We start from the raw sequence: 16,977 nt of genomic DNA on the forward strand, positions 1-16,977 counted from the left end.
ATGTCAGTTGCTCTCTGTTTTTTTACGCGCGCGTCCATCACCTGTCTCGACCGAGATCACTCCTCAACCGGTACGCTCGAACTGCCGCGACCCTCGGTAGTGAATGCACGGAGTTTTATCTTCGTGTCGTATGCCGGAGGATCTTGTGGATCGAAGAGCGGTGACTCGACGACTGGCTCACTCCCATCGGTCGTGTAGCGAATCTCCAGTCCCGGATAAGGGACGATGGCTTTGAGTTTTCCATCCTCTTCGATTGCTCCCGGTTTGGGAATCCGGAAATGGACCCCCTCGCGTTCTAAACGCGGCAATGCATAGTTACCCACAAATGATGCAAACGCCGACCATTGGGCGGCAATGTCTTCGTCGCTGACATCCGGATTCCAAGCGCGCTCGGCAAAGGGTAGCAGGCGGGGGAGCATGTACCACTCGAGCATCTCGGGGGTATTGATCGTCTCGGTCCAAAGTTGAGACTGAATCCCTTGAATCAGGTCGCGCTCTTTTTGCGGCAATGGCTCATCGGTGAGCGCCAAGGGGCGGTATTCGTAGACATCCTTGGTATCCGTAAAGCCGGACCAGAAATGCCCCCGCTCGGTGGGATTGTTTTCGTAGGCCATGTCAAAATAGCTTGTACGGGGATTGCAGAGTACCGTGGGCTGTCCGGTTTTGAGCCGCGCGTAAGTCGCGTCACCGTCGAAGTCCCATTCGGTGATATAGGCTTTCCCGTCGGCCATCCGTGCGGTGACAAACGGTGCGTTTTCATGCCAAGATCCAACGTGCACGGTTCCCGACGAAGTTTTGTCGATGATCTCGTACAGTTTTTGCGAGAAGTCGTCGCGAATTTTTCGATGAACGGCGATCGATTTTTCCGGATCGACTTTGGGATCAACGTTTTCATAGCCCATAGCCGCTATGGCCGGCGATAGTGTCCAGGCTTCTTCCGGTGCTTCGTCGCCGCCGATATGTACGTGAGCCAACGGAACGCCGGCCGCATCGTGCATCTCGTTAACGGCGGTGAAGACCTCTTCCAAGAAGGGGTACACGCCTTCCATTGCCGGATTGAGAATGTTGTCGTCAAATCCTTGCGGACTGAGATGCTCGGATTTGTCTTCCGGATCGATCATTAAATATCCCGGCTTGTCGAGCAGCGCCTGGATAGCGGATCGCGCGTGTCCCGGGACGGCGATTTCGGGAATGACTTCGATATGCCGTGCTTTGGCGTATTTCAAAAGGTCGATGTAGTCTTCGCGAGTCAGATAGCCCGAAGGACCAGTGCCGCCGTCGTTTAAAACGACGGGCAACTGCACGACTTTTCCGTCCGCGTCATGGGTCACGTGGCCCCGCTTGGAACCGATGTCGGTCAGTTCCGGCAAGCTGGGGATTTCGATACGCCAGGCTTCGTCTTCGTTGAGGCGTAATTGCAGCACATTCATTTTGTAATGCGCCATTTGATCGATGACTTTTTTCAACGTCTTCGGCCCAAAGAAATGGCGACAGATGTCGACCATCAATCCGCGGTAGGAAAATTGCGGTTGATCATCGATCGTGATGTAAGGCAGGTGGTCGCCGAAACGGTCGAGTAATTGGTCGACCGTTTGAATTCCGTAAAACACCCCGGCGGCCGATCCGCCGCTGAGACTGACACCCTCGTCGTTGACGGTTAATTTGTACTGTTCTTTGGCGAGCTCGGGATCGATGGTCAGGCTCACGGCAACCGCATCGTCCGATTCGTTGGCTTGGCGATGTTTGTCGAGCAGGGTGGTCAGTGCGTCGCTTTCGAATTTTAAATCGTCCGACGATTTGACCGCTGCCAGTTGGGCGAGGTCGATTTTTTTCGAATCATCGAGGTCAACGTTCCGCGGCGCCGGCAGCGCGACTTGGGGTTCGCTTTCGCCGTTGTATTGGGCATGGCGGTTGTACCGCGATTTGGCATCCGCGCGAGCTCCAATCGGTTCCGGTGAGGGAGTGAACCCTTTGATCGGACCGTATTCAATGGCGATGTCGCCGACCAAGGCCTCGTTTCCGTCTTCGTCGATGCTGACCAAATAGAACCCGACCGGCGGATCGCTGTTGAGCATGATTTGCCGCATGCCAACAATCGGGATCGTTAACGACTCGTCGGTTTTCAGTGGCTTAAAGCCGTCGGTCGGTTCGATTTTATACCGGCCCTGGATCCCGGTGAAGCTGGCTTTGACGGTTTCATTGGCTTCGGCGAAAGCTTCTTCGTCCAGATACATAAACGGTCCGATGCGGAAGTAGAGCGCCCAACCATTTGCCGGCAAAGCCGTTTGTCCGTTGTTGGTCAGAATCAACCGCGCTTTGTTTTTGGACTTTGCCAAGTACTCGTGGTGGTGCTCGTACGTCTCCGGTCCGTCGACGTTGGCATCGTGAATCCATTTTAAGTGGAGGTGGCTGGTCTCGGGGATTTCCGTTGAGTCGACCGCCTCCGCATCCGCCTCCGCTTCGTCAGCCAATATGGTTTCCGCTTCATCCAGGACTTTGGCTAATTCCTCTTGGTTGCTGACTGAGGTCTCATTGTCTGCGGGGACATCGTCCGTGATTTCTTCGGTTTCCAAGAATTCTTCGGGAGCGGCGACTTCTGCCTCCGGAGCTGGGTCGTCATCGCTGGAGACAGTACAGCCGATGGGGAAAAGTGCGCCGCAAACTAACAACAGCAAAATGCAAAAGGGGAGTGTTTTTGTCGACATGGTGGTCGAACCTCACGCGAAAATAATGGACGATTGGGGGAAGGTGGCCGCGCGATTGGTCGTTCGTAACCAAACGGCAGGAATGATCATGGTGAGCGGTTCGGGGACGATGGTCAAGGGTGCGGCGCGGTCCAGCGGTCTTGGACCACTTTATTCTTGGCGATGACTGCCGTGACTGGGTAGAATCGCACGGGATGTTTTTTATGCAACACGATCGAGCGAGGAACGGACGGGATGGCGAAGAAACGCAAACCAAAGTCCCCCAGCGCGGGCGAGGACTCCGAACGCCTGCAGCGACGGGCGGCGCTGTGGTCCAAAGAGGATCTGCTTTCTCCGGCGGATCCGGCAGAGGATTTGCTGACTTCCGAGGAGTGGATTTCGATCGGTATCGCGCTCGATCTTTCCACCCGCGAACTCTGCGTGGCGATCCTCATCTTCGAAGGACAGACGCGCGCCAACATTGCCCGCCAACTGCACAAGAAGGATGGTCAACCGGTCAGTCCGGGGACCATTCGCGTCTACATCGACCGTCTTTTTCAGAAATTACGCGTCAATGACCGGGTCGGTTTTGTGCAGCGAATCATGCGGGTCCATTTGAGATTGTCCACCGCAAGCTGATCGAACAATTGTAGCGGTTTTGTGGAATTTCTGGAGGTGCCTCTCGTGGGCGACCGTCAAGTCTGCTTAGGCGGTTCTGATGTGCTGATTTAAGAAACCGTATTTTGGCGGCGAAGGGGAATTGGGAGAAGATCTGCTTGACATTGAGCATGCGGTGTTGTCATATTACACAGTTAGAAGAACCTTTGTTGATGGGAGCGGACGTTGCTCCCGATTGACAACCCTCCTCGCGGGCCGCACCAAAAAATATCCTACCTAAGCGCCTACCCATGGCCCCACCCACTGAATTGTGAACAACACGATTCGATTTCCTGTTGCAATCATCGAAGTGAATTTCATTCCGTTGGAATGTTCACAGCGCTTGTACTATTTGCCAAAATCATCGTCTTGACGGCGACACCCCCGGAGACACCGGAGCCGTAGGATGAGTTTTTACGGGAAGATCCTACCAAGGAGGCACACTCATGCACTTTCAACCCTCGCGCCGTGATTTTTTGCATGTTGGATTTCTAGGCGGATTGGGGCTGACGTTGCCTCAATTTTTGCAGATGCAGCAAGCTCGCGCTGATCTGAAAGCCTATGAAAGCACCGAAGGCACAGCGAAATCTGTGATCTTCATTTTCGCGCCCGGCGGCATGGCTCACCAAGAGACATTTGATCCCAAGCCCTACGCTCCGATCGAATATCGTGGGCCGATGAATTCGATCGAAACGAATGTTCCGGGAACCCGTTTGAACGAACTGCTGAAAAATACGGCGCAGGTCACCGACAAACTGGCAATTTGTCGGTCGATGACTCACGGCGAAGCGGCCCACGAGCGGGGCACGCACAACATGTATACCGGATACCGTCCCAGCCCGGCGTTGTCCTTTCCCAGCATGGGAAGCGTGGTGACGCACGAGTTTCCTTCGAAGAACAATCTGCCGCAATACGTCTGCATTCCGAATCAGCCGAACGAATTCGCCGGCACCGGCTACCTGAGTTCTTCGTATGCCGCTTTCAGTCTCGGCTCGGATCCCGCAGCCAAAAACTTTACGGTCAAAGACCTCAAACTACCGGGTGGGGTCGATGACACACGATTCACGCGTCGACGCACGGTGCTCTCGGCCGTGAATGATCATTTTGTCTCCAAGGAAAAAGCAGACTCCTTGGATGCGGTTGATAGTTTCTACCAACGGGCGTATTCGCTCGTCAGTTCCGAAAAAGCGCGGGAAGCGTTCAACATCAATGCCGAACCGGATGCGATTCGTGATGAGTATGGTCGCAATACCGCCGGTGCCCGTATGTTGTTGGCTCGCCGGCTGTGTGAAGCGGGGTCGCGGTTTGTCACGCTGACTTACGGCAGTTGGGACATGCACGACAACATCAATGGCGGAATTCGCAGGCAGCTGCCGGCGTTCGACCAGGCCTATGCGGCACTGATCCGCGATTTGGATCGTCGTGGCACCCTCAAGGATACTTTGGTCTGCATTGCCAGTGAATTCGGCCGCACGCCGAAAATCAACGGCACGGCCGGTCGCGACCACTGGCCCAAGGTTTTCAGCGTCGTCATGGCTGGAGGCGGGATCAAAGGCGGCATTACCTATGGAACGTCCGATGCCACTGCGAGCGAACCGGACCAGGATCCGCTGACCGTCGAAGATTGGGCCACTACGATTTACAAGTGTTTGGGAATCGTGGCTGACAAAGAGTTGATGGCTCCCGGCGATCGTCCCATCGAAATCGTCAACGGCGGTAAGGTCCGCAAGGATCTATTGGGCTAGGCTGAGCGGCACAGAGCGCACTTGCTGAAGTATGCGCTCACTCCCTGTTTTGGTGAAATCAATGTTTTTCGAAACGGCCCTGCCGATTTTCGTGATGGAAACATAGAGGTTTGTCATGTTGCGACGATTTTCATTGGGTGTTTGTGCTTGTGTGGTGTTGGCTGCCATCACGTTAGGGGCGGCCACGGCGATTGCTGCTTCCCCTTCGCTGAAGATCATCCTGCCGCGCGGCGTGCAGCGGGGGACGGAAAGCGTCATCTCCTTCAGTGGAGCCCGCATGGCCGATGCCGAGGAGATCTTCTTTTATTCTCCCGGCTTTGAGGTGACCAAAATCGAAGCCGACGGAGCCAACGTTGCAAAAGCCACCGTCAAAATCGCATCCGACTGCCGACTCGGCGAACATGTGGCCCAGGTTCGTACAAAATCCGGGATTTCAGAATTCCGCGTGTTTTACGTCGGTGCTTTGCCCATCGTCAACGAAGCTGAGCCGAACAACGATTTTGCGGAACCTCAAAAAATTGACTTGAACGTCACCGTGCATGGCTTGGTCACCAACGAAGACGTCGACTACTACATGGTCGAAGCCAAAAAGGGACAACGCATTGCTGCGGAAATTGAAGGCATGCGGTTGGGCGAAACCATGTTCGACCCCTATTTGGCGATCCTGGATTCCAAACGCTTTGAACTGGCTTCGGCCGATGACACACCGTTGGTCAAACAGGATGCGGCCGTTTCGGTGATCGCTCCGGAAGATGGACAATACTTTATCGAGGTCCGCGAAAGTGCATACGGCGGCAGCGCAGCTTGCCGTTACTGCGTGCACATTGGCACGTTCCCCCGCCCCACCGGAGTTTATCCGGCCGGAGGAAAAATCGGGGAAGAAGCTGAGGTGCGGTTTCTGGGAGACGCAGGCGGAGAAATCGCCGCGAAACTACCGCTACCGGCGGAGATCATTCCGAACTACTCAGTGTTCGCCACAGCAGAGGGCAGCATCGCCCCCTCGGGAAATCCATTTCGGTTGTCAGAGCATGGGAATGCTTTGGAAGTCGAACCGAACAACGAATTCGCTCAAGCGACCCCCACAGAATTGCCGCTGGCCTTCAACGGAATTATTTCTGAACCGGGCGATGTCGACTGCTTTAGGTTCGCCGCGAAAAAGGGGCAAGTCTTCGAAGTCGAATGCTACGCTCGTCGCTTACGGACTCCGTTGGATCCGGTCCTCAACTTGTATAAGGCAGACGGTAGCAGTATTGCCGGCAACGATGATTCGCGCGGCCCCGACAGTTATATTCGATTTAAAGTGCCCGAAGATGGCGAGTACATCGTTCGCGTGACCGACCACCTTGGCAAAGGGGGAGCCGACTACGTGTACCGTATTGAGTTCTCCGGGGTCACCCCGTCATTGAAGCTGGGGATCCCTCGGACGGCACGCTATTCGCAATACCGCCAGTCGATTTTCGTCGCTCGGGGAAACCGCTTTGGTTCATTGATTTCAGCCAGTCGTGCCAATTTTAGTGGCGAACTGATTCTGGATCCCAAGGAATTGCCCCCTGGCATCACGATGGTTTGCGAGCCGATGGCTGGCAATCTAAACACCATGCCGGTGGTCTTCGAAGCTGCCGCCGATGCACCATTGGGTGGGATGCTCGTCGATTTCCGCGCACGTCATGCGGATGAAAAGAAAGACATCAGCGGCGGGTATAGCAACCGCGCCGACTTCGTGATCGCTGCACCGGGACAATCGTTGTACTCCTGGCGCGACGTGGACAAATTGGCAATCGCAGTCGTGGATGAACTTCCGTTTCACTTGGAAATCGTGGAGCCCAAAGTCCCGTTGGTGCGCAACGGATCGATGCAACTGAAAATTGTGGCGCATCGCAAAGAGGGTTTCAAAGCAGCGATCAACGTCCAGTTGCCTTTCCGTCCCCCCGGAGTGGGTGCGTCCAGTTCGGTCACCATCCCTGAAGGTCAAAACGAAGTTTTGTATCCCTTAAACGCCAATAGCGGCGCGGGGATTAAAAAATGGAAGATCTATGCTCTCGGCTCGGCGGATGTCGGGGGAGCGGGTTGGGTGGCGTCGCAATTGGCGACCTTGGAAGTCGCCGAACCGTATGTGACCATCGCCTTGGAACGCTCGGCTGTCGAAAAAGGGCAGAAGACGGAAATCTTCGGGAAACTGACGCACAGTCACCCCTTCGAAGGCAACGCGACCGTACGCTTGGTCGGACTACCGCATATGGTCGCTGCCCCGGAATTAGAAATCACTAAAGAGACCGCCGAAGTGACCTTTGCCGTAACTTCTGATAAGGCCAGTCCGGTGGGGACTCACAAAAATGTGATCTGCCAAGTGATCATTACCGAGAACGCCGAGCCGGTTGTGCACAGTAATGTCGGGGCCACTGAATTACGTATCGACGAACCGCTGCCCCCCAAACCCGATGCACCCGCACCGAAACCGGCGGCAAAACCTAAGGCAGCAAAACCTGCCGAACCGAAGCCAGCGCCCGAAAAACGCCTGACGCGTTTGGAGAAATTGCGACTCGAAGCCAAAGAACGCGCCGAAGGAACGGCAGCGTCGAAATAATTCCGCAGTACGCGTGACCCATGCTGGAGAAGGCGCGGGTCGACGACAACGATATATATTTCTCATGACCCCGGACGCACCGGGGAATGAACGAGTTTTTAAGGAACACGAATCATCATGCATTTCGTATCCCAATGGCGACGGATTGTGTTGGCGTTGACAGTCGTGCTACTCACCGCCGGCATGACGCGCGCGGACGAGCCGCAACCAATTGAAATTCTGGTTTATCCCCCCGACGTAAAGTTGAATACGGCGCGCGATCGGCAGTCATTGATCGTGCAAGCCCGCTATTCCGACGGCATTACGCGCGACGTCACCAAACAAGCCACAATGAAACTGGCCGACCCGGCGTTTGCGAAACTCGAAAACAGCTCGCTCCATCCCACAGCCGATGGTGCGACGGAGCTGATCGTTGAATACGCTGGTCTGACGGCAAAGATTCCCGTCGAAGTGGCTGCGGCCACCGCGGACCGCCCGATCAGTTTTCACTTAGACGTCATGCCCACCTTCATGCGTTCGGGATGTAACATGGGAAGCTGCCACGGTGCAGCACGGGGCAAAGACGGGTTTCGCCTCTCGTTGTTCGGATTTGATCCGGTCGGCGATCACCATCGACTGACGCGGGAAATCAGTGGACGACGGATCAATCTCGCACTGCCCGAGGCGAGTCTCTTATTGGAAAAATCGACCGGAAAAGTCGCGCATGGCGGTGGTAAACGTTTTACTGAAGATGGTGAAATCAATGCGACGATCGTCCGCTGGCTGAAAGCCGGAGCACCGCTGGATGCCGGCGAAGTTCCGCAGGTCGTTGAGTTGGAACTCTACCCCAAAGGGTCTGTGCTCGACGGACAGGGAACGACGCAAAAATTAACTGTACGCGCCAAGTACTCCGACGGTACGGATCGCGACGTCACTTCGCTGGCGCAGTTTATTAGCAACAACGACAACTCGGCGACCACTTCGCCGGAGGGAATTGTCGAAGCGCAGAATCGCGGCGAAGCCTTCATCATGGCCCGCTACGACACGCACACTGTGGGAAGCCAATTCATCGTGTTGCCCAAGGGACTGCAATTCACTTGGGCGGAAACGCCGGCGAACAACTATATCGATGAGTTGATCTACGACAAACTCAAGAAACTGCGAATCCAACCGTCAGAATTGTGCAGTGATGAAGAGTTTTTGCGTCGCGCACATCTCGATATTGTCGGCGTCTTGCCGACTATCGACGAGTACAGCCGCTTTACGCAGGACCAAGCTCCCGACAAGCGAGACCGTCTGGTGGACGAACTGCTTGACCGGAAGGAATTCGTCGAGATCTGGGTGATGAAGTGGGCGGAGTTACTGCAAATTCGCACCACCCGGACCGTGACCTACAAATCAATGCTCCGCTATTACAACTGGCTGCAGGGGCAAGTTGCCAGCAATGTTCCCATGGACAAAATGGTTCAAGAACTCTTGGCCTCCAATGGAGGGACATTCTCCAATGCGGCAACGAATTACTATCAGACCGAAACGGAAACGTTGAAGGTTTCGGAAAATGTCGCGCAGGTATTTATGGGCATGCGGATTCAATGTGCGCAATGTCACAATCATCCCTTCGACCGCTGGACGATGGGCGATTATTATTCGTTCGCCGCCTTCTTCTCACAGATTGGCCGCAAACAGGGTGAGGATCCTCGTGAGAAGATCATCTTCAACAGCGGCCGTGGAGAGGTGAAACATCCCGTCACCGGCGCCGTTATGCCCCCCAAATTTTTGGGAGGAGTCGTTCCCGACGTGGCCGGAAAGGATCGCCGTGAGGTGATGGCCAAATGGTTGGCATCGGCCGAGAATCCTTATTTCGCACCGAATTTAGCCAATATTGTTTGGGCGCACTTTTTCGGGAAAGGCATCATCAACGAGGTCGATGACGTTCGGATCAGCAATCCGCCGGTCAATGCGGAGTTGTTGGCGGAATTGGCTCGGCGATTCACCGAATACAACTACGATTTCAAAAAATTGGTCCGCGACATCTGCACGTCACGCACGTATCAATTGGCAACGCAAACCAACGAGACCAATGCCACCGACAACAGCAACTTCTCGCACATGGCGCTGCGACGTGTGCGAGCTGAGGTCTTGCTGGATGCCGTTACACAGGTGACTGACACGAAGAACAAGTTTCGCGGCTTACCCAGCGGAGCACGGGCTGTGCAAATCTCCGACGGGAATACGTCGACCTACTTTTTGAAAACCTTCGGTCGCGCATCTCGTGGTACCGTTTGTGCCTGTGAGGTGAAGATGGAGCCGAACTTGTCTCAGGCCTTGCATCTGCTCAACGGCGATACGGTGAACAAAAAAATCCAGCAAGGCAAACTGGTCGAACAGCGGCTCAATGAAAAGAAGTCGCCTCAAGAGATTATCGATGAGATCTACATTCGCTGCTTGACTCGGCATCCAACGGATAAAGAGAAAGCGGCTCTGGAATCAATTCTCGTCGCAGAGAAGGATCAGAAAGCGGTTCTGGAAGACGTGTTTTGGGCACTGATGAATTCACGTGAGTTTTTATTCAATCACTAGGTCGAGTCCCAGTGATTCGGAGATTATAAAATGTCGAACCTTTGCAAACATCAAACCGTTAATCGGTCCATGATCCGCCTTGTCGTTGCTATGTCTGTGGTAGCCACCACCTTGGCAACCGCTGCGCGAGCTGCCGACAAGAAACCGGCGGGTGATAAAGCACCGAAAATCAATTTCATTGATCACGTCCTGCCTATTCTGCGTCAAAAATGTGGTTCTTGCCACAACACGGACAAGAAGACGGCGGACCTGGATCTGACCTCTTACATCGGCACGATGCAAGGAGGCGGCTCGGGGCCGGTCATTGAACCAGGCGCTGCTTCGGATAGCTATTTGTTCGAGTTGATCACGCATCAAGCCGAACCGAAAATGCCGCCCGATTCCGAAAAGATGCCGGCCGAGATGCTGGCGGTTATCGAAAAATGGATCGACGGCGGAGCATTGGAAACGGCCGGCAGTAAGGCGATGGCGCCCAAAAAACCGAAGTTCGATTTTTCATTAAAAGGCGCACCAAACGGCAAGCCCGAAGGTCCGCCACCTATGCCGGGACGACTGAATCTCGAACCGGTCGTGCATACCGAACGGACAACCGCTGTCACGGCGCTGGCCACCAGTCCTTGGGCGCCACTCGTAGCCGTGAGCGGGCAACAGCAAGTGTTGCTTTATCACTCCCAGACATTGGAATTCCTCGGCACGCTACCGTTTCCCGAAGGCGTGCCACACGTGCTCAAATTTAGTAGCACCGGCGATTTGTTGTTAGCGGCCGGCGGACGTGGCGGTGCCAGCGGCCGCGTGGTGGTTTGGAATATCAAAAACGGCGAACGGGTGATCGAAGTCGGTGACGAACTCGACGCAGTTCTCGCCGCTGACATCAGCGCCGATCAAACCATGGTCGCATTGGGCGGTCCGGCACGGGTCGTGCGGATCTATTCCACTGCGGATGGGTCGTTACTGCATGAATTGAAAAAACACACAGACTGGATTTATTCAATCGCGTTCAGCCCCGACGGTGTGCTGTTGGCGACGGGTGACCGCAACGGCGGCATGTTTGTCTGGGAAGGTTACACCGCCCGCGAATATGCGTCACTCCGCGGACATTCCGCAGCAATTACCGGGCTGTCATGGCGCAGCGATTCCAACATCCTGGCCTCCAGCAGCGAAGATGGCGGCATCCGACTTTGGGAAATGGAAAACGGCGGCAACGTCAAAACCTGGTCGGCACACGGTGGTGGCGCAGCTGCGGTGGAATTCACTCGCGACGGCCGCCTCGTCTCCTGCGGTCGAGATCGTACGGCGAAACTGTGGGACCAAGCGGGCAAACAATTGCTGGCCTTCCCTTCATTTCCAGACATCGCCCTGCGGATCACTCATTGTGACGAAACCAATCACGTGATCGCCGGCGACTGGAGTGGGGCCATTCACGCCTGGAACGCGGCGGACGGAAAACCGGTCGGCGATTTGACCATGAACCCCGCCACATTGACCGAGCGGCTCACCTCGGCCGAGCAACAACTCGCTGCCCAACAAGCCGAACTGAAAAAACAGACTGACGCCAACACAGCCGCACAAGCGGCCGCAACCAAGGCCACCGCCGATGTCGAAGCGGCCAAAAAAGCAGTCGCCGACACGCAAGCTCAACACAATCAAGCCGTCGAGGCCGCTAAGGTCGCGAAGGCAGCGGTGGATGCAGCAACGGCTGAGCATCAAGCGGTTGCCAAAACCAAGGCAACGCTTGAACCGTTGGTTCCCTTGCTGAAAGAATCCGCCACGAAGGCTCAGGAAGCAGCTGCGAAAAATCCTGAGGACAAAGAACTGGCCGCGGCTGTGGCACAACTGGCTGAGCAAATGACCAAAAATTCCGCCGCATTGGAATCCGCCACGAAGGCATTGCCGGAAAAAGCAGCCGTGCTCGAAAAATCAAAACAGGCACTCGTCGCCGCCGATAAACAAGTCGTCGATACCAAAGCCGCGTTCGATGCGGCCGGCAAACAGGTGGCGACCGTTGAACCCTTATTGAAACCAGCGGTCGACGAAGCCGCTGCGACTCAACAAGCATTAAACGCCGTCACAGCGCAAGTAGCCACTTCCCAAACTGCTGTCGCCCGTTGGCAAAACGAAATCGAATTCACTAAGAAACTAACCGTCTTGGCTGAAGTCAAAGCCAATCACGCACAGTTGGCCGGCGTTGCTGCCGAAGCAGCCGCGGAGTTGAAGAGCTCCGAAGAACAATTGGCGCAGGCAAATACGGGTGTCGCAACCGCTGAGGCCAACGTACAAGCCGCCAACACCACGGTCCAACAAACCAAAGACGCCATCGCTGCGGCAACCGCTCAAGAGGCAACCACCACCACGACGATCGTCACGTTGGATGCCACGGTGGCCTCATTGAACGAAACCGCAGCTAAGGCGGCGCAAGCTGTCGAGAAATCGGGCGGAGACGCGGATGTGGCTGCGATCGCCGCGCAGGTTAAGGTAGTGGTTGACAAAAAGAACGCCGCTTTGGCCGCCGCCAAGAAATCTCTAGAAGAGACTAAAGCCGCGTTGGCAAAGGCCAAGACCGATTTGACGGCTGCGGAAAAAAATGCTGTGGCCATGGTGGCCGCTTTGGAAGCCGCCAAGAAAGTCGTTGTTGAACAAACCGCTGCTGTACAAGTGGTGAAAGAGAAATTCGCCGCCGCCAAACAAGCTGCCGATGCCGCAGAGCAGTTGGTGCAAAAGACCCAAGACGAAGTTAAAGGCCATCCGCAACTGGCCGGAAAAGCTTAATCTTTAAATTTGGTTCTATGGATCCTGAAAACCGGCACTGTGTGGCATGGCCCTTCGCCGTGCACTCGTGCTGGTTGAATGCGGATCGCGGCAACGGTATCCTGCAAAGTGGTTCATAGAGTACAGCCCGGCGTACGTTGTGCGTAGCTGATCGTGAATTGCAATTCGTGACATCTCACCTTTTTGCAGGACCTGAAGGATGGCCGATACCGATCGTCGCAACTTTCTAAAGACCGCTTCAGCAGCCTCTGCGACTGCAACTGCTGTATTTGCCGGCGCGCCTGCGGTTTTGGCCAAAGGGGTCAATGATAAACTCGTCGTCGGTTTGATCGGTTGCGGCGGGCGCGGCCCGGGCGTCGCGCAAGGTTTTACTGGTCAGCCCGGAGTCGAAATCGCCTATGTGTGCGATCCGGACGAACAACGGCGAAACAAAGCCGCCGCGCAGTTCGGTGTAAAAAGCGAACACGCCGTCGGGGATTTGCGCAAGATTCTCGACGACAAATCGGTCGACGCCGTCATCGTCGCCACTCCCGACCATTGGCACGCACCCGCTTCGATTCTGGCCTGCGATGCCGGCAAACACGTCTATGTTGAAAAGCCTTGTGCGCATAATTTTCGCGAAGGACAACTGTTGGTCGCAGCGGCGCGGCGCAACGATCGTGTCGTACAACACGGCACACAACAACGCAGCAATCCTTTCACAGCCACCGCCATTCAGATGCTCCGCGAAGGAATGATCGGCGATGTTTTGGCCGCCAAAGCGTGGAACGTGCAACGCCGCTCAAACATCGGTCATGCCAACCCGAGCGACCCGCCGGCCGGTCTTGATTACGATACTTGGATCGGCCCCGCAGCGATGGTTCCGTTCCAGGAAAACCGCAGCCATTACAACTGGCATTGGTGGTACGATTTTGGCACGGGTGATATGGGGAACGACGGGGTGCATGATCTCGATTATGCAGTCTGGGGACTGGGCGTCGACACGCATCCTTCCCGCGTGGTGTCGTTAGGAGGCAAATCGTATTTCGACGACGACCAACAGTACCCCGACACGCAGACCGCGCTATTCGAATACGAAGGCGACGGTTCGATCGGCAGTCGTCGGCAATTGACCTTCGAAATGCGATTGTGGGACAAGAACTATCCCTACAACGCTGACAGCGGCGCGGAATTCTATGGTACGGCAGGGCAGATGCTGCTCAGTAAACGGGGCAAGCTGCTGGTCTGGGACGAACGGAATCGCCGCATCGACAAACCGGTCGCAAAAAATCCTGTGCCGCTGAAAATCTCAAACCACCAACAAGATTTTGTGGATGCGATCAAGACATCACGGCGCCCCAATGCGGATATCGAAATCGGCTTTCGCTCCGCCGCCTTATGTCATTTGGCCACCATCGCCAACCGTTTGCAGCGGACAGTCAATTTTGATCCCGCTGCCGAAAAAGTCGTGGGCGACGCCGAAGCCCAGGCGATGTTGTCGCGCACCTATCGCGACGGCGGCCACTGGGCCATTCCGGCAGGGGTTTGATGTCGATGTATGTCAAGTTTTTCAAGCATTTCACAATTGCCGCCACGCTGGTGATGGGCTGGGGCGTTCTCACTGCGCAAGCAGAAGACTGGCCGCGCTGGCGGGGACCGCGCGGCGATGGGACTTGGCAAGCGCCTGAGCTTCCTGAGCACTGGCCCGAGACTGGTCTGCAGCCAGTCTGGAAACAACCGATCGGCGGTGGATATGGCGGGATCTCCGTCGTGGGGGACCGCCTATATGTCATGGATCGGCCCACCGAGCCTGAGCAGGTCGAACGCGTGTTGTGTTTGGATTGCACCACGGGCGAAAAGGTGTGGGAACACGTCTACGCCGCCGATTACGGAAAACTCGAATACGGCAACGGCCCGCGAGCCACGCCAACGGTTTTCGAAAACCGCGTCTATACCTTCGGCACACTGGGGCATACGCATTGTTTCGACGCCAATGACGGGACTGTGGTTTGGTCGCACGATTTTTTAGGCAACGACGATGCCACCGTTCCCGAATGGGGACTTTCCGGCTCACCAGTGATTTGGAAAAACCTAGTCATTGTGCATCCCGGTGCCAACGGCGGTTGTTACGTTGCCTTGGATCGAAAAACCGGGGCGGAAGTCTGGCGCAGCAGCGACGACCCAGCCGGCTATGGCACGCCGATTATCATTTCGCACAACGGAAATGAGCAGCTCGTCTGTTGGTCACCGCGACATATCCTGGGACTAAAACCGGCGGACGGAACGATTCAGTGGTCGATCCCCTACGAAGTCCAGTACGATGTCTCGATCGCGACGCCGATTTTTCGCGATGGCATCGTCTTCGTGACCGGTTACTGGCACGGCGCCAAGGCCATCGAATTGGGCGACAAACCTGATGAAGCCAAGTTACTGTGGGAGGAAAACCGTCATTTGCGAGGGTTGATGTGCCAGCCGCTGTATCGTGACGGATATCTTTACAGCTTGGATAAAAACCGTGGGTTGGTCTGTTTTCAGTTTCGCGAGTGCGAAAAAATGTGGACGGACGACAAGCATCGCATGACCCCCCGCGGCCGTAACCCGCAAGCCAACCTGGTCTGGCTGGGAGACACAAATCGCGTGATCATCCTCAACGCCGAAGGGGATTTGATTCTAGCGCGGTTGACGCCGGAAGGTTATGACGAACAGTCGCGCACCAACATCATCGATCGCACCTGGGCCCATCCCGCCTTTGCCGGCCAGCACGCGTATGTCCGCAACGACACAGAAATCCTCTGCGTCCGCCTAACCGACTGACAACGTCTCACCGCATGCCAAATCCCACGTCCCGGGAGGGCGAAGCTCCTGCTGAGCCGCGCGCTACAGAAAGCCTCGCGCAAAGACGCAAAGTCGCCAAGAGAAAAAATGTAGGGCAAGCTCCCGCCTGCCGCGCGCCAAAAGCCCCGCTTTGCACCTTACAGGTTTTTGGCGCGAACCTTTTTTAAGGCCGCGCCTCTGAAACCTGTTTGGCACGCAACAACGAATGCTAGGGCGACAAACATGAATTATCGACAGATCGCGATTCTCGAAGAAACACGGCAGGCGGTGGGGACAGCTGAGATTGCGAGTGAGAGCGAGGAGATCGCCGGGGGATGGATGGCATTTGCCGGCATGGGGTCCTGGGCGAATCAGGCGTGCGGGATTGGTATGGCCGGCCCGGTGAGCGATGACGATTTGGATCGGCTAGTCGATTTCTACGTGCAGCGCGGCGTGGAACCGCGACTTGAAGTCTGTCCGTTTGTTGATGAAACCTTGATCACCGGGTTAGCCAAACGGGGCTTTGAAGTCCGTGAGTTTGAAAACGTGATGTTCCGCACTGTCGCTGCCGATGACGATGTGCGGTCGCTGCTCGCGCATGGTTGGCCGCCGGGACTGGAGCTGGTTCCTGTCGATGTGAACGACGATGAACAAACCCGCACGTACATCGACGTCGCCACTTCAGGTTTTCGCCCCCCTGGTGAACCGGTGAGTGACATCTTTTTTCAAGTCTCCCGCAACACGGTCGCTCATCCCCGCTCCAGCCATTACCTGGCACTGATTGACGGCATACCGGCCGGCGGCGGGGGCATGGAGACGACCGCAGCGGTCGCATGCCTTTTCGGAACAAGTGTGTTGCCCGAATTTCAGCGGCGAGGAATTCAGGCAGCGCTCATTGCCCGGCGGTTAGAACGCGCGCGGGAATTGGGTTGCCCGTTGGTCACAATTCACACCCGGCCGGGCATCGCCACCGAACGCAACGCCCGCCGCTTGGGCTTTGAAATGGCCTACACCAAGCTGATCATGGCCATGCCCGGAGAGGGACTTGCTGTTTCGCCGTAGGATATTTCGCAGTAGCATGGACCGGTTGTCGTCGAACCCACCGAACCGCTCGCAGGTTTCCCGCAACGCGCGGATTCTAAACAACCGTGAGTTGTAAAAAGCCTCACGCAAAGCCGCGAAGCTCGCA

General features: G+C 55.8%; 9 protein-coding genes. 8 read left to right on the forward strand and 1 reads right to left on the reverse strand.

Translation table 11 applies throughout. The features are described from left to right. Positions 1-56: 56 nt before the first annotated feature. Entirely contained in the window at positions 57-2,705 is a 2,649-nt protein-coding gene (locus CA54_RS16910) for a family 20 glycosylhydrolase (protein WP_146371984.1), read from the reverse strand. A gap of 234 nt (positions 2,706-2,939) precedes the next feature. Between CA54_RS16910 and CA54_RS16915 the strand changes: the two genes are divergently transcribed. From CA54_RS16915 to CA54_RS16950, 8 genes are all read left to right on the forward strand, one after another. Beyond that, on the forward strand, positions 2,940-3,323 hold the full coding sequence (locus tag CA54_RS16915) for a LuxR C-terminal-related transcriptional regulator (RefSeq protein WP_146371985.1): 384 nt from the start codon (positions 2,940-2,942) through the stop codon (positions 3,321-3,323). A 464-nt stretch (positions 3,324-3,787) separates the two neighbouring features. Next, complete coding sequence (locus CA54_RS16920) at positions 3,788-5,086, forward strand: DUF1501 domain-containing protein (RefSeq protein ID WP_146371986.1); 1,299 nt, start codon at positions 3,788-3,790, stop codon at positions 5,084-5,086. A gap of 115 nt (positions 5,087-5,201) precedes the next feature. Beyond that, positions 5,202-7,670 carry a PPC domain-containing protein gene (locus CA54_RS16925; RefSeq protein ID WP_146371987.1) on the forward strand — a complete coding sequence of 823 codons (2,469 nt, stop codon included), beginning with the start codon at positions 5,202-5,204 and terminating at the stop codon, positions 7,668-7,670. Between the two features lie 117 nt (positions 7,671-7,787). Then, the gene (locus tag CA54_RS16930; protein WP_146371988.1) at positions 7,788-10,229 is read left to right on the forward strand and encodes a DUF1549 and DUF1553 domain-containing protein; all 2,442 of its coding nucleotides are present in this window, start codon (positions 7,788-7,790) and stop codon (positions 10,227-10,229) included. A gap of 30 nt (positions 10,230-10,259) precedes the next feature. Then, complete coding sequence (locus CA54_RS16935; RefSeq protein WP_146371989.1) at positions 10,260-12,995, forward strand: c-type cytochrome domain-containing protein; 2,736 nt, start codon at positions 10,260-10,262, stop codon at positions 12,993-12,995. A gap of 199 nt (positions 12,996-13,194) precedes the next feature. Next, positions 13,195-14,523 carry a Gfo/Idh/MocA family protein gene (locus CA54_RS16940; RefSeq protein ID WP_146371990.1) on the forward strand — a complete coding sequence of 443 codons (1,329 nt, stop codon included), beginning with the start codon at positions 13,195-13,197 and terminating at the stop codon, positions 14,521-14,523. Further along, positions 14,523-15,788: an outer membrane protein assembly factor BamB family protein gene (locus tag CA54_RS16945; RefSeq protein WP_146371991.1), complete on the forward strand. Its 1,266-nt coding sequence runs from the start codon at positions 14,523-14,525 to the stop codon at positions 15,786-15,788. The genes CA54_RS16940 and CA54_RS16945 overlap by 1 nt, the downstream gene beginning before the upstream one ends. A gap of 243 nt (positions 15,789-16,031) precedes the next feature. Further along, positions 16,032-16,850: a GNAT family N-acetyltransferase gene (locus CA54_RS16950; protein WP_146371992.1), complete on the forward strand. Its 819-nt coding sequence runs from the start codon at positions 16,032-16,034 to the stop codon at positions 16,848-16,850. The last annotated feature ends 127 nt before the right edge of the window (positions 16,851-16,977 follow it).

The organism is Symmachiella macrocystis (assembly GCF_007860075.1).
GTDB classification, from domain to species: Bacteria; Planctomycetota; Planctomycetia; order Planctomycetales; family Planctomycetaceae; genus Symmachiella; species Symmachiella macrocystis.

Coding starts and splice junctions, on each gene's coding strand:
- CA54_RS16910 (WP_146371984.1), bottom strand. CDS start 2,705: ATGTCGACAAAAACACTCCCCTTTTGCATTTTGCTGTTGTTAGTTTGC.
- CA54_RS16915 (WP_146371985.1), top strand. CDS start 2,940: ATGGCGAAGAAACGCAAACCAAAGTCCCCCAGCGCGGGCGAGGACTCC.
- CA54_RS16920 (WP_146371986.1), top strand. CDS start 3,788: ATGCACTTTCAACCCTCGCGCCGTGATTTTTTGCATGTTGGATTTCTA.
- CA54_RS16925 (WP_146371987.1), top strand. CDS start 5,202: ATGTTGCGACGATTTTCATTGGGTGTTTGTGCTTGTGTGGTGTTGGCT.
- CA54_RS16930 (WP_146371988.1), top strand. CDS start 7,788: ATGCATTTCGTATCCCAATGGCGACGGATTGTGTTGGCGTTGACAGTC.
- CA54_RS16935 (WP_146371989.1), top strand. CDS start 10,260: ATGTCGAACCTTTGCAAACATCAAACCGTTAATCGGTCCATGATCCGC.
- CA54_RS16940 (WP_146371990.1), top strand. CDS start 13,195: ATGGCCGATACCGATCGTCGCAACTTTCTAAAGACCGCTTCAGCAGCC.
- CA54_RS16945 (WP_146371991.1), top strand. CDS start 14,523: ATGTCGATGTATGTCAAGTTTTTCAAGCATTTCACAATTGCCGCCACG.
- CA54_RS16950 (WP_146371992.1), top strand. CDS start 16,032: ATGAATTATCGACAGATCGCGATTCTCGAAGAAACACGGCAGGCGGTG.